The sequence below is a fragment of the Streptomyces sp. NPDC043427 genome, assembly GCF_056436655.1.
In genome coordinates this window covers 415,739-428,565 of record NZ_JBWKCC010000003.1, presented here as the reverse complement: position 1 = coordinate 428,565, position 12,827 = coordinate 415,739, and the positions used below count along the sequence as shown (strand labels likewise).

Below are 12,827 nucleotides of genomic sequence, written 5' to 3'. Positions count from 1 at the left end.
GAGAGTTCCTGCCGAGCGAGGGGTATGCAGCAAGGCATGGCGGACATCGGGGGACGACGGCAACGGGAGCGTCGGCTGTTGGCCGTGGGGGTCGGCACCGTGCTGTTTCTGGGCGCTGCCGCGTACGTGGTCGCGCAGTTGCTGCGCGGTGGGCTCGATCCGGCCGACACGGCCGGTCTGCTGGGTCTGCCACTGTCGGTGGCCGGGCTGGGCGCGGCGGTGGCGGCGCTCCGGCGGCCGCTCGACGTGACGGGCGACGAACTCGTGCGGCAGTGGGCGGCGAGGCTGGCCGTCCAGGTGCAGGAGAGCGAGGGCAAGCTGCGACGGCAGCTTCTCGGCGCGGACACCCGGCGCATCGACCTGCGCTACACGCTGCGGGCGACCCCTGGACGCGGCGCCGACGCCCCGGCGGCGGGCCACACCTTTCGCGTACCGGGTGACCCCGCGCCGGGACAGCCTCCGCCCGAACCCGACATCGCTGAGTTCTTCCGCGCGACCCGCCCCGGGCGGCTCGTCATCGCGGGCGCACCCGGCTCCGGGAAGACGGTTCTGGCGCTGGAACTGGTCGTCGCGCTCGCCGCCGGCCGGGCCGACACCGATCCCGTTCCCGTCCGCATCCCGATGGCACAGTGGGACACCGCCCAGTCACTGACCGAGCTGCTGGAGGAGCATCTGTCAGGGGCTCTGGACTGGCCCCGGCACATGGCGGCCAAGCTGGTCGCCCACGGTATGGTCCTGCCGGTCCTCGACGGCCTCGACGAGATGGACCCGTTGCGCGCGGACGGCTCGGCGGATCCGGCGGCTCCGCGCGCGGCGGCCGCGTTACGGCACCTCAACGCCCACCAGAGCGGACTGGACGCGGGGCCGGTCGTACTCACCAGCCGGATCGCCCACTACGAGGCCCTCATACGGCACGAACCGCTGATCGACTCCGCGCTGGTGCTCGTCTCGCCCGTGGAGTCCGCGCCCGCGCTGTCGTATCTGCGCGAACGCTCCCATGACTCCGCGCGCTGGGAGCCACTGCTGGACCATCTCTCACTTCATCCCACGGGGTGGCTCGCCCGTGCCCTGTCGACTCCCTGGCGGCTCGGACTGACCGCCACCGTCTACCGGTACCGGGGCGAGCCGGCAGAACTGATCGCGCTGCACGACCCGGACGCGCTCGACCGCCACCTGCTGGACCGCTACATCCCCGCCGCCGTCGGGTCCGCGGCCGACGGTAGGGCTCCGGCCCCCTACCACCCCGACCGGGTGCACGTCTGGCTGCACCACCTCACCCGGCATCTGGGGGGAACCGGCGCCGTCGCCCACCTGACCACCGACATCAACGTCCATGCCCTGTGGCCGCTGGCCGGTGCCGTCAAGGTGCGTGTCGCGGACGCGCTGTTGACCTTCTGCTCGATCGCCGCGGTCCTCCCGGCCGCCCGGCTCACACCCCGCCCGGGGGAGGTCGCGGCCTGTGTCCTGGCCCTGGCCGCGGTGTCCGGGCTCGGTGCCGCCCTCGCGCTGCGCCCCAGCAGACTCGACTGGCAGAAACGGCATCTCCCCGGCCTACGGGGACGCTTCCTGCTCGGCCTCGTCGTCAACCTCCTGCTCGGCACGGTCATCGGCACCGCCGTGGGGCTCGCGGTCGGTCTGTGGGCCGCCGCCGCCGGGCATCAGGGCGCGGCCTTGGCCCTGGGCACGGTGCTGGGGCTGGTCGCCGGGCTCACCGCCGGCTTCCGGTTCAGTGTCGCGGCCGGGCTCCGAGGAGCCCCCACGAGGGCCGTGAGCCCACCGGTCGCCCTCCGCGACGACACCGTGTACGGACTCCGCTACGCCGTCGGCACCGGGCTGTGCGGAGGGGTGGCGTTCGGCGGCTCGGCGGCGCTGCTCCTGGAGCCGAGCACGGGCCTGGTCGTCGGGGCGGCCGCGGCGATCGCCTCCGGTCAGGCCTCGGGCCTCAGCGCCGTTCGGCGCTATCTGGTCTTCCTGCTGTGCTCGCGCCGCCGGCTCCCCCTGCGTCTGGGCCGCTTCCTGGACTGGGCGTGCACCGTGGGCCTCATGCGCTACTCCGGTCCCGTGTACCAGTTCCGGCACGCCGAACTGCAGCACTGGATCGCCGCACACCCGCGGCCCGTGGCGCCCCCGACGGGGGTCACGTCGGGAGCCGGACCGTGACCATGGTGTCGAGGCGGGCCACGCCGCCGAGGGGCACCCGCCGGCCGGCGCGGCCCGGCATCAGCCCTCGGGGCGCAGCAGGCCGCGTTCGTACGCCTTCAGCAGGTGCTGCGGGACGAGGTGGCGCACCCCGTCCACCGTGACCGGGACGAGGTGCGGCGTGGTCGTCTTCCACTGGGCGCGGCGGTGACGGGTGTTGCTGCGGGACATCTTCCGCTTGGGGACAGCCATGGGAATCTCCTCGGTGGGCCGGCACCGAGGAACGCTACATGAAAATGAATCCCATTAACAATTGGTGGCCGCGGAGCCGGTGAGGGCTCACTCCTCCGCGACGCCCACCAGCATCCGCACCTCGAACTCCTCGTACGGGGCGCTCTCGCGACGGTCGCTCAGTACCGTGCCGAGCCAGCCGAGGAGGAAGCCCGCCGGGATGGAGATGATGCCGGGGTTCTGCAGGGGGAACCAGGCGAAGTCGGAGTGCGGGTAGAGCGAGGCCGGTGTGGAGGAGACGACGGGGGAGAACACCACGAGCAGGACGGAGCAGAGCAGCCCCCCGTAGAGGCTGAGCTGCGCGCCCAGCGCCGTGAAGCGTTTCCAGAAGAGGGTGTACACCAGCGTCGGCAGGAGCGCGGACGCCGCGATGGCGAAGGCGAGGAAGGCCAGCGTCGCGGTGTTCGCCCCCCAGACGACGAGTGCGAGCAGCATGCCGAGGACGCCGATGAGGACCCCGGCCAGCCGGGCGACGGTGAGCTCCTCCCGCTCGCTCGCCCGGCCCTTGCGGATCACCTCGCCGTAGAGGTCGTGGGCGAGGGACGAGGCCGCGGCGAGGGTCAGGCCGGCCGCGACGGCGAGCAGCGTGACGAAGGCCAGACAGGACAGCAGAGCGGTGAGGACACTGCCGCCCAACTCGTGGGCGAGGAGCAGGATGGAGGCGTTGCCGGTGCGGTCCGTGTCCGCGATGGTGTCCCGGCCGACGACGGCGGTGGCGCCGAGGCCGACGATGCCGGCCGCGAGGCAGACCAGCCCGACCAGGCCCACGGCCCACACCACGGAGGAGCGCAGCACCCCGACGCTGCGCGGGGCGAGCAGCCGCATCAGCACGTGCGGGAGTGCGGCGAGGCCGAGGACGATGGCCAGTTCCAGGCTGAAGAAGTCCACCTTGTTGGTCGTGCTGCCGCCGTAGCGCAGACCGGGTTCGAGGAACTGCAGTCCGTTGCCGCTGCGGTCGGCGGCCGCGGAGAGCAGGGCGCCCGGGTTCCAGCCGTAGTGGTGGAGCACCCAGCCCGCGGTGACCGTGATGCCGACCACCAGCATCACCGCCTTGATGATCTGGATGACCGTGGCGCCGGGCATGCCGCCGAGGGAGGCGTACATGATGACGACGGTGCCGATCACGACCACGCACAAGGTGCGGGTGGCGGGGCTCGGTTCGCCCGTGAACTGGGTCAACAGGGCGACGCTGCCGACCAGTTGCGCCACGAGGTAGAGCGTCGCGACGGCCAGGGTGCACACGGCCAGGGCGAGCCGCACCGGCCGCTGCTGCCGGGGCATGCGCAGCGCGACCGTGTCGCCCAACGTGAACTTCCCCGTGCGGCGCAGGGGTTCGGCGATCAGCAGCATCACCATCATCCAGGCGACGGTGGTGCCGCCGAGATACATCAACCCGTCGTAGCCGGTCAGGGCGACCAGGCCCGTACTGCCCAGCAGGGTCGCGGCGGACAGGTAGTCGCCGCACATGGCGAGGCCGTTGCGCAACGGCGACATGGTGCGGTTGCCGAGGTAGAACTCGCCGATCTCGTCGCGCTGAGGAGCCGTCAGCAGCGCGGTGAACAGGGTGGCCACCACCACCGAGAGAAACAGGACGAACGTCAGCTGAAGACTGAAGTTGTCGACGACGCCGGCTGCGGTCGTCACCACGTGGGGTACCCCCTCGTACCCTGTGCCTGCGAGGCCGGCTCATGTGCGGCCGTCCCGTGTCCGGCCGTCCCGTGTCCGGCCGTCCCGTGTCCGGCCGTTCCGTGCGCGGCCGCCCGGGGGCGCAGGGGCTCATGCCGCAACTGTGACCGGAAGTGGCCGGCGAGCGGGTCGACCTTGGTGCGCATGTGCCGTACGTAGGACCAGGCCGTCACCGCCATCACGACGAACTGCCCGAGACCGAGGGCCAGTCCTAGCGTGAGGTGGCCGACCAGGGGCTGGTTCATCACACCGGACGCGAAACTCGACAGCAGCACGTACAGCAGGAACGCACCGACCGACAGGGCCGTGGCCCGCACCCCGAACCGCAGTCGGGCACGGCGCAGCGAGCGGAATTCCGGATCGTGCGATATCTGCTGCGGACTTATCGGTTCGGCGTTCGGCGCGTGAAATGCGGACGAGTCGTCGGGCCACGGTGAAAATTCGGGCACAAAGGCACCTTCTTTGCTGCTTGTGTGCCCCGCACGGTGCGGGTTTTGTGGGGGGATCGTGAATCCGAATTTCCGGCTGTTCGGATTCCTGTGGATCTGCTGGGTCGAAAGCGGAGTATTGCAGTGGGGTGCTTGAGCAATCAACCGCCGGGTGTGAAATGCGTTGTCAGAACCGGGCGCCCACGGCCGCCCCGTTGCGCGGGACGAGGAACGACGGCGCCGACGGCAGCGAGCCGTCGGCCGCACGGGAACCCATGAGCGGGGCCGGGTCCGTGCTGAGGACGGACGAGGCGTTCCATGTCCCGCCGAGGTTCCAGGAGTTGCCGCTGGCGGCCGTGCCCGACCCGACGGCCGCGGCACGCGCGTCGGCGACGGACAGGTTGGCGGTGAGTACGGCCTTGCCGCCCGAGGTGTCGACGTCGAAGCCGGTGCCCTGGTTGCCGTACGTGCTGTTCCTGCTGAGGGCGAGGGCGCCCGTGTTGCCGTTGTCCGTCAGGCCGTGCGCCGCGTTCTTGAAGTCGGCCGAGTTGCGCACGGTGTGGGCCACCGCGGGCGCCGGGCTGCCTCCCCCGAGCTTGATTCCGTTGCCGTCGCCTGCGAAGTCGGGGAAGCCCCAGCGGTTGAAACCGTTGCCGTGGGCGACGGTGTTCTCGATCAGGACCGGAGAGGTGAACTTCCAGGCGTCGAAGCCGTCGTCGACGTTGTTCCACAGCCGGGCGCCTCGCACGACATTTCCGGTGCCGCTGCCTTCCTTGATGGCCAGCCCGTCCGCGCTCTCGCCGTTCTTGCGCGGGTCGCGGTTGCCGTAACTGTCCAGGTTCAGGATCTGGTTGTTGCCGGAGGCGCCCTGGAGCTGGAAGCCGGACTCGTAGTTGTCGTGGGTGGACAGGCGGGCGAAGACATTGCCGTTGCAGCCGTCGCAGTACACGCCGTACGGCCCGTTGACGATCTCCAGGTCGGAGATGTGCCAGTACGACGCCTCCTGGTGGATCGCCCCGCGCTCGGCCCGCGGGATGCTGCCACCGACGGGGGTGTGGCTCGCGGGGAGCCGCTCGCCGTCGACGATCACACGCTCGCCCTGGTAGGCGCCCAGGGTGATGGGCTGGGACGCGGTGCCGGAGGTGGCGATGGTGATGTTGTCGGTGAGGGCGTACGTACCGCCGCGTACGGCGATGACGTCACCGGGCTTCGCCAGGTCCACCGCCCGCTGGATGGTCTTCAGGGGGCGGGCGAGGGTGCCGGGGGCGGTGTCGTCGCCGTTCGTGGCGACGACGAGCGTCGTGGCTGCCGCGGCCGCCGGGGAGGCGGCGGCTGTGCCCGCCCTCCCCCATGCCGTCACCAGTGCCGCGCTCGCCGGTGCCGCCGTCCAGATCGCAGTGTTGCGCATGGGTCTCCCGTCTCCGCCTGCCTGCCGGTGCCGGTCGTCGCCGGCTGTCGTCGCACGGCAGTGGCCGCCCGGGGCGCGAAGGTTGCCGGGTGCGTAGGGTGGCTCCGTGACGAACAGCAGCAGTCGTGGGGCGGCCGGGAGCAGTCGTGGGGCGGTCGGCGGCAGCCGTGGGGCGGTCGGCGGCAAGCTCCCGCTCGCCGTGTTCGACCTCGACAACACCCTCGCCGACACGGCGCACCGGCAGCGCTTCCTGGAGCGCAAGCCCCGTGACTGGGACGGTTTCTTCGCGGCCGCTCCGCAGGATCCGCCGCTGGCGGAGGGCATCGCGCTGGCCGTGGAGAGCGCTGAGGAGTGCGAGGTCGTCTACCTCACCGGGCGGCCCGAGCGCTGCCGTCAGGACACGCTCGACTGGCTCGACGCGCACGGGCTGCCCGCGGGGCGGGTGTACATGCGGCGCAACGACGACCGCAGGCCCGCCCGGCGGACCAAGCTGGAGATCCTCCGCAGGCTCGCCCGCACCCGGGAGATCCGCGTGCTCGTGGACGACGACGAACTGGTCTGCGCGGACGCCCGACGGGAGGGCTTCTCCGTCGTGCTCGCACGCTGGGCGACCCCCTCCACCGAGCTGAAGGTGGCACAGGAGCGCGAAGGGCGGACCTGAGCGGGCTGTTGGGCCTTATGCGGGCCTGAGGGGCTTGTTGCGCCCTTACTCGCCCTCCTCCAGGCGGAAGCCCACCTTCAGCCCGACCTGCCAGTGCGCGATCTCCCCGTTCTCGAGCTGCCCGCGCACCTGCGTCACCTCGAACCAGTCCAGGTTGCGCAGCGTCTGTGAGGCGCGGTTGATGCCGTTGCGGATGGCCTCGTCGACGCCGTCGGGGGAGGTGCCGACGATCTCGGTGACCCGGTAGGTGTGGTTCGACATGCGGGTTCCTCTCCGTGAGTGCTCACGCGTGTCACGCGTCACTCCACCGTGCCCCAAGCCGCGGCGGCGCGCGAGACGTCGGGGCAATCTCCAGGGCCCCCTTGACCTTCCCCATTGGTCTATACCAAAATCCGGCACACCCGTTCGAGCGCCCGCGCTCATCCCCCACGCCGGGCCCGTGACCCCTGTCCGCCAGACAGAAACAGGACCCCCGTGAGACGTCATCCCCGTGCCCTCGCCTCTGCCGTCGCCGCCCTCCTCGGCCTCGGTGTCAGCGCCTGCGGTCTGGTGCCGCACCTCGGGGCGGACGAACGGCACACCGTCACCGTGTGGCTGATGAAGGACAGCGCGTCGCCGGACTTCCTGCGCCGCTTCACCAAGGACTTCGAACACACCCACCCGGATCTCGACCTCGACATCCGCGTCCAGGAATGGACCGGCATCGGCGCCAAGGTGCAGGCCGCCCTGGAGGCGGACAGCCCCTCCGGCCCCGATGTCATCGAGGTCGGCAACACCCAGGTCCCCCAGTACGTCGACGGAGGCCGACTGCTCGACCTGACGCTGGAGTCGGTGCGGGACTGGGGCGCCCGCGACTGGCTGCCCGGCCTCGCCGAACCCGGACAGCTGAGGAACCACCAGTTCGGCATCCCCTGGTACGCGGCCAACCGCGTCGTCATCTACCGCAAGGACCTTTTCGAGCAGGCAGGCGTCAAGGCCCCGCCCCGGACCCGCGCCGCATGGCTCGCCGCCACCGAGAAGCTCGACTCGGACGGGAACCAGGGCATCTACCTGGCCGGACAGGACTGGTACACCCTCTCCGGCTTCATCTGGGACGAGGGCGGCGACCTGGCGACCGAGCACAACAGCGTCTGGGAGGGCGCCCTGGACACCCCGGCCGCCCTGCGCGCCATGGACTTCTACCGCAGGCTCCAGGCGCTCGGCGACGGCCCGGTCGCCGCCGACGAGGACCACCCGCCCCAGGCCGACGTGTTCGCCCGGGGGAGGACCGCCCAGATCGTGGCGGTGCCGGGACTCGCCCAGGTGATCGTCCAGCAGAATCCCGGCCTCGCGGGCAAGGTCGGCTTCTTCCCCGTCCCCGGCAAGAGCGCGGCCAGGCCGGGTGCCGTCTTCACCGGCGGCTCCGACCTCGTCGTACCGAGGCGGACCGACCAGCACGACGGTGCCGTGGCCGTCGTCAAGGCGCTCACCGGCGCCAAGTGGAACACCGAGCTGGCCCGCGCCATGAACTACGTGCCCAACAAGCGGACCCTCGCCGGGGCGGTCTCCGGCGAGGAGGGGGTCGCCGCCATGGCGGCGGGCGCCGCGCAAGGGCGGGCGACCCCCAGTACACCCGAGTGGGCCGCCGTCGAGGCGGACAACCCGATCAAGGACTACATGACGAAGGTGCTCACCGGGGCGGACCCCGCGACGGAGGCCCGACGCGCCTCCCGACGCGTCACGCAGGAGCTCAAGGTCTCCGTCGGCTGACGCCCCGTGTCACCGCACCGTGCTCAGCGACAGCGCGAACCGCCCTTCGGAGTCGGTCCACCAGTGCGTCAACTCCAACCCGGCCGCGGCCAGTTCGGTGCGCACGCCGTCCTGGCGGAACTTCGCCGACACCTCCGTGCGCAACTCCTCGTCCGCGGCGAAGTCGACGGCGAGGTCGAGGACGGGGACCTTCACCGTCTGCGCGGTACGGGAGCGCAGGCGCATCTCGATCCACTCGTTCTCCGCGTCCCACAGTGCCACGTGGTCGAAGGCGTCGGGCTCGAAGTCGGCGCCGAGCTCACGGTTGACGACGGTCAGGACGTTCTTGTTGAACGCGGCCGTGACGCCGGCCGCGTCGTCGTACGCCCGGACCAGCACCTGCTCGTCCTTCACGAGATCGGTGCCCAACAGCAGCGTGTCGCCGGGGGACAGCAGCGCCCGTACGGACGCCAGGAACCCGGCGCGCTCGAGCGGCAGCAGGTTGCCGATCGTGCCGCCGAGGAACGCCAGCAGCCGGGGCCCGGGCGTGTCAGGCAGGGTCAGCGTGTCGGTGAAGTCGGCGATCAGGGCGTGTACGTTCAGCTCCGGCCGCTCGGCGATCAGAGCGTGCCCCGCGCCGGTGAGGGCGCTCTCGCTGACGTCGACGGGGACGTAGGTGTGCGCGCCGGTGAGCGCGTCGAGCAGATGGCGGGTCTTGTCGGAGGAGCCGGAGCCGAGTTCGACGAGGGTACGGGCACCGGTCGCGGCGGCGATCTCCCCGGACCGGGCGAGCAGGATCTCGCGTTCGGCGCGGGTGGGGTAGTACTCGGGCAACTCCGTGATCTGATCGAACAGTTCGCTGCCGTGTGCGTCGTAGAACCACTTCGGCGGCAGCGTCTTCGGCGTGGCGGTCAGGCCGCGCAGGACATCGACGCGCAGGGCGGCGTCCGTGGCGTCCTCGGGCAGGGTGCGGGTGACTCGGAACGGACTCACGTGCTTGGCTCCTCGGACGGTTCGGGTGCCGTGTCCTCGCTCAGGTCCTTGAGCGGGGTGAGCAGGACGTCGGCGCGGCTCGCCGTGAGCAGGGTGTGGTCGGGGACCTCCTGCCAGCGCGGATCGTCGTCGTAGGGCTCGGAGGCCACGACCGTGCGTCGGCCGGGCTCCGAGAGGTACCAGAGGGTGTCTCCCCATGCGGTCGCGGCGATGGTCTCGCCGTTGGTGAGCAGAAGGTTGAGCCGGGCGTCGGGGGCCGCCGCGGCGACCTCCAGGACGGTGGCGGCGAGCGCCTCCGCCTCGTCGTCACCGGCCCGCAGGCGCGCCAGGACCAGCGCCCACACGAGCGCCGAGTCGTTGCGGGCCTCCAGGAACAGCAGGTCCACCGCGGGGAGGGTGGGCGCGAGCGACGCCAGCGAGCCCGGCCAGCCCGGGACGGCGCCGTTGTGGCTGAACAACCAGGTGCCGGAGGCGAACGGCGCCGCCGCGGCCTCCGCGTCCGCCCCCGCCAGGGTCGCGTCCCGGACGGCGGCGAGCAGGGCACCGGTGCGCACGACACGCGCCAGGTCGGCGAAGGACAGGTCCGCCCAGATCGGCCCGGCCCGGCGGTAGCGCGCGGGCACCGGATCGCCCGGCGCGTACCAACCGACGCCGAAACCATCGGCGTTGACCGTCCCGTACCGCTGCCGCCGAGGCGCCCACGACTGCCGGTACAGACCGTGCGGGGGTTCCACGAGAAGCCGGCCCAGCGGCTCCTCGGGGCCCACGTACGCCACATGACGGCACATCAGACGTCCACCGAGCGCGCGGTGCGGAAGCCGGAGAAGATCTGCCGCCGGATCGGATGGTCCCAGTTGCGGAACGTGCCCCGGCAGGCCACCGGGTCCACGGCGAACGAACCGCCCCGCAGCACCTTGTAGTCGGAGCCGAAGAACACCTCGGAGTACTCCTTGTACGGGAAGGCCTGGAAGCCCGGGTACGGCAGGAAGTCGCTCGCGGTCCACTCCCACACGTCACCGATCAACTGCCGTACGCCCAGCGGCGACTCGCCCTGCGGATAGCTCCCCGCGGGCGCCGGACGCAGGTGCCGCTGGCCGAGGTTGGCGTGCTCGGGCGCCGGGTCGGCGTCGCCCCACGGGTAGCGCATGGAGCGCTCGCCCGCCGGGTCGTACCGGGCGGCCTTCTCCCACTCCGCCTCGGTGGGCAGCCGGCGCCCGGCCCAGCGGGCGTAGGCGTCGGCCTCGTACCAGCACACGTGCAGCACCGGCTCGTCGGGCGGTACGACCTCGGTGACGCCGAAGCGGCGGCGCAGCCACTGCCTGCCGTCGCGGCGCCAGAACAGCGGTGCGTACAGCGAGTGCGCGCGTATGTGGGCCCAGCCGTCCGCGGTCCACCAGCGCTCGTCGTCGTAGCCGCCGTCGTCGATGAACGCCTGGTACGCGCCGTTCGTCACCGGTGTGGTGTCGATGTGGAACGGCGCCACCTCCCGTCGGTGCGCGGGCCGTTCGTTGTCCAGGGCCCACGGCTCGGTGGAGGTGCCCATGGTGAACGGCCCGCCGGGGACCAGGACTTCGGCCGGGCCGGTGAACAGCGGCGCGGGTTCCGGGTCCGGCGCGGTCAGGGCCTGCGGGCCCGTGCGGAGCTGATGGGTGATCAGCATCGTCTCGTCGTGCTGCTGTTCGTGCTGCGCGATCATCCCGAAGGCGAAGCCGGCCTCCGTCAGTCGCGTGCCGTGGAAGTCGGCGCTCTCCAGGACGTCCAGCGCCCGCCCGCGCACGTCCGCCGCGTACCGGCGGGCCTCGTCGGGCGGCAGCAGGGGCAGCGAGGGGCGTTCGGCGCGGGGATGCTCGAAGGCGTCGTACAGGCCGTCGATCTCCGGCCGCATCGCCTCCCGGCCGGCGACCGCCCGCAGCAGCCACAGTTCCTCCTGGTTGCCGATGTGCGCCAGGTCCCAGACCAGCGGCGACATCAAAGGCGAGTGCTGGGCGGTGAGGTCGGGTCCGTCGACACATGTGGTCAGCAGGGTGGTGCGCTCGCGCGCGGTGACGAGTGAGGCCACCGCCCGCTCGCGGACGGTGTCGGCGTCGACGGTGGCTTCGGCGTCGAGGGCGGGCTCGGTCATGTGTGGATGTCCTTCCCGTGCGCGCGACCGTCCGCGTCGCGCAGTTGTTCCAGCAGATCGTCGGCGGGGCAGCGGCCCGGGCGGACGTACCGGTCGAGGAACGCCGTGACGGCGTCCAGAACCTCCGAAGTGGCACCGAGCCGAGGCAGAGCCTCCAGTGCCGCCGTGAAGCACGTGAGGGCGACGTCGTGCAGTTCGGGGTCGGCCAGACCGCGCCGGGCCGCGTCGAGCCACAGCGGGTTGTGCGGGGCCGGCTGCGCCATGGCTCGCTCGGTCAGGCGCTTCACCGCCCGGTACGCCGTCTCGGCGGCCTCCGGGTCGTCGAACAGCGCGGTCGTCACGGCGAGCGGCACGATCCACCCGTCGTCGCCGGGCTGCGCGTCGATCATCCGCAGCTCGAGGTGCCCACGCGGCCGGACCGGCGGGAACAGCGTGGTGAGGTGGTAGTCGAGGTCCTCGCGGGTCGGCTGCCCCGACCTCGTCCACTCCCGGAAGGTGAGCCACTCGGGCACGTCCCACGGGGTGTCCTCGCGCCGAATGCACATCACCGGGGAGTCCAGGACGTGCCGTGCCCAGGCACCGCGCGGTTCGGCGTCGAGCTCGGGTGCGCCCGCGCGGCCCGCACCGATCTCCGTCCACAGCAGTTGGCGGGTGGAGAGCCAGCCGGTGGGCTCGCTGCCCAGCAGGGGGGAGTTGGCGAACGCGGCCACCAGGACCGCGCCCAGCGTGTGGGCCAGCCACCAGCGCCGCCCGACCCCGAGAGGGCCGGGGTCCTCGTGTCCGGCGTCCAGGCAGACCTGGACGGAGGCCGAGGTGCACATCATGGCGCGGCCGGCCGGGCCCGTACGGTCGAGGGCCGCCTCCATGGCGTCGTAGCGCGGCTCCCGCAGGAACCGGCGGGGCGGGTGCCAGGGGTCGGCGCCGAGGCCTACGAGGGTGAGGCCGTCCCGGCGCAGGACCGCGCGGACGGCGTCGAGGTCGGCGGAGACGATGCGGACGCATTCCATCAGGGAGGCGGCGGGCGGCGAGCTGAGCTCCAGCTGGCCGCCGGGCTCGACGGTGAGCGCCGACCTCAGGGGCACGGTCCGCAGGGCGGCGTAGGCCGCTCTGAGTCGTTCGGGTGATACGGGGAGCCGCGGTTCACGCAGCTCGTGGACGAGCCATTCCACCTCCACCCCGACCGCGCGGGGCGGGCCGGTCTTGAAGCAGATCCCCCTGACCAGGGCCTCTACGTCGGCTTCGGTGACAACGGTGCGGTGCTCCGTACAGTCTCCGGCCGAACAGTCACTTGGTGTATCCGACATGTCGGGATCCTCCTGAGATTCCACCATGCCATCGGTCCGGCCTTCATGAGAGCCGGATCGGCATCAC

Annotated in this window: 12 protein-coding genes; 3 read left to right on the top strand and 9 right to left on the bottom strand. The window is 71.9% G+C overall.

Annotated features, from left to right (window positions below; all coding sequences use genetic code 11):
• Positions 1-36 precede the first annotated feature (36 nt).
• Positions 37-2,160, top strand: coding sequence for an NACHT domain-containing protein (locus tag AC067M_RS09280; RefSeq protein ID WP_478696370.1), 2,124 nt, complete (start codon positions 37-39; stop codon positions 2,158-2,160).
• A gap of 60 nt (positions 2,161-2,220) precedes the next feature.
• Here the strand turns inward: AC067M_RS09280 and rpmF are convergent, their stop codons facing one another.
• The 4 genes from rpmF to AC067M_RS09260 form a co-directional block, all read right to left on the bottom strand.
• Complete coding sequence (gene rpmF, locus AC067M_RS09275) at positions 2,221-2,391, bottom strand: 50S ribosomal protein L32 (RefSeq protein WP_478696369.1); 171 nt, start codon at positions 2,389-2,391, stop codon at positions 2,221-2,223.
• Positions 2,392-2,478: 87 nt separating this feature from the next.
• Positions 2,479-4,077 (bottom strand): sodium/solute symporter, encoded by a 1,599-nt coding sequence (locus AC067M_RS09270; RefSeq protein WP_478696368.1) that lies wholly within the window; start codon positions 4,075-4,077, stop codon positions 2,479-2,481.
• A complete protein-coding gene (locus tag AC067M_RS09265) occupies positions 4,071-4,565 on the bottom strand; it encodes a DUF485 domain-containing protein (RefSeq protein WP_478696367.1) in 495 nt (164 codons plus the stop codon). Before AC067M_RS09265 ends, AC067M_RS09270 begins: the two co-directional genes overlap by 7 nt.
• Before the next feature lie 166 nt (positions 4,566-4,731).
• Positions 4,732-5,952, bottom strand: a complete 1,221-nt coding sequence (locus AC067M_RS09260; RefSeq protein WP_478696366.1) for a right-handed parallel beta-helix repeat-containing protein — start codon at positions 5,950-5,952, stop codon at positions 4,732-4,734.
• A 199-nt stretch (positions 5,953-6,151) separates the two neighbouring features.
• Here AC067M_RS09260 and AC067M_RS09255 point away from each other — a divergent pair, with 199 nt between their 5' ends.
• Positions 6,152-6,613 (top strand): phosphatase domain-containing protein, encoded by a 462-nt coding sequence (locus AC067M_RS09255; protein WP_478696436.1) that lies wholly within the window; start codon positions 6,152-6,154, stop codon positions 6,611-6,613.
• 45 nt (positions 6,614-6,658) lie between these two features.
• Here the strand turns inward: AC067M_RS09255 and AC067M_RS09250 are convergent, their stop codons facing one another.
• Positions 6,659-6,874: a dodecin gene (locus AC067M_RS09250; RefSeq protein WP_478696365.1), complete on the bottom strand. Its 216-nt coding sequence runs from the start codon at positions 6,872-6,874 to the stop codon at positions 6,659-6,661.
• A 213-nt stretch (positions 6,875-7,087) separates the two neighbouring features.
• On the opposite strand from AC067M_RS09250, the gene AC067M_RS09245 reads away from it, so the two are divergent.
• The gene (locus AC067M_RS09245) at positions 7,088-8,362 is read left to right on the top strand and encodes an extracellular solute-binding protein (RefSeq protein WP_478696364.1); all 1,275 of its coding nucleotides are present in this window, start codon (positions 7,088-7,090) and stop codon (positions 8,360-8,362) included.
• 9 nt (positions 8,363-8,371) lie between these two features.
• On the opposite strand, the gene egtD is transcribed toward AC067M_RS09245, so the two are convergent.
• Genes egtD through egtA form a run of 4 tightly spaced genes read right to left on the bottom strand, consistent with a single transcriptional unit; the run spans position 8,372 to position 12,760 of the window.
• Positions 8,372-9,334, bottom strand: coding sequence for an L-histidine N(alpha)-methyltransferase (egtD, locus tag AC067M_RS09240; RefSeq protein ID WP_478696363.1), 963 nt, complete (start codon positions 9,332-9,334; stop codon positions 8,372-8,374).
• Complete coding sequence (egtC, locus tag AC067M_RS09235; RefSeq protein WP_478696362.1) at positions 9,331-10,122, bottom strand: ergothioneine biosynthesis protein EgtC; 792 nt, start codon at positions 10,120-10,122, stop codon at positions 9,331-9,333. The genes egtD and egtC overlap by 4 nt, the downstream gene beginning before the upstream one ends.
• Positions 10,122-11,456, bottom strand: a complete 1,335-nt coding sequence (egtB, locus tag AC067M_RS09230; RefSeq protein ID WP_478696361.1) for an ergothioneine biosynthesis protein EgtB — start codon at positions 11,454-11,456, stop codon at positions 10,122-10,124. Before egtB ends, egtC begins: the two co-directional genes overlap by 1 nt.
• The gene (egtA, locus tag AC067M_RS09225) at positions 11,453-12,760 is read right to left on the bottom strand and encodes an ergothioneine biosynthesis glutamate--cysteine ligase EgtA (protein WP_478696360.1); all 1,308 of its coding nucleotides are present in this window, start codon (positions 12,758-12,760) and stop codon (positions 11,453-11,455) included. The genes egtB and egtA overlap by 4 nt, the downstream gene beginning before the upstream one ends.
• Between the last annotated feature and the right edge of the window lie 67 nt (positions 12,761-12,827).

Excerpts from the sequence above, each read along its gene's own strand:
- AC067M_RS09260 (WP_478696366.1), bottom strand. The coding sequence starts at position 5,952 with ATGCGCAACACTGCGATCTGGACGGCGGCACCGGCGAGCGCGGCACTG.
- egtC (WP_478696362.1), bottom strand. The coding sequence starts at position 10,122 with ATGTGCCGTCATGTGGCGTACGTGGGCCCCGAGGAGCCGCTGGGCCGG.
- egtB (WP_478696361.1), bottom strand. The coding sequence starts at position 11,456 with ATGACCGAGCCCGCCCTCGACGCCGAAGCCACCGTCGACGCCGACACC.
- rpmF (WP_478696369.1), bottom strand. The coding sequence starts at position 2,391 with ATGGCTGTCCCCAAGCGGAAGATGTCCCGCAGCAACACCCGTCACCGC.
- AC067M_RS09250 (WP_478696365.1), bottom strand. The coding sequence starts at position 6,874 with ATGTCGAACCACACCTACCGGGTCACCGAGATCGTCGGCACCTCCCCC.
- AC067M_RS09280 (WP_478696370.1), top strand. The coding sequence starts at position 37 with ATGGCGGACATCGGGGGACGACGGCAACGGGAGCGTCGGCTGTTGGCC.
- egtA (WP_478696360.1), bottom strand. The coding sequence starts at position 12,760 with ATGTCGGATACACCAAGTGACTGTTCGGCCGGAGACTGTACGGAGCAC.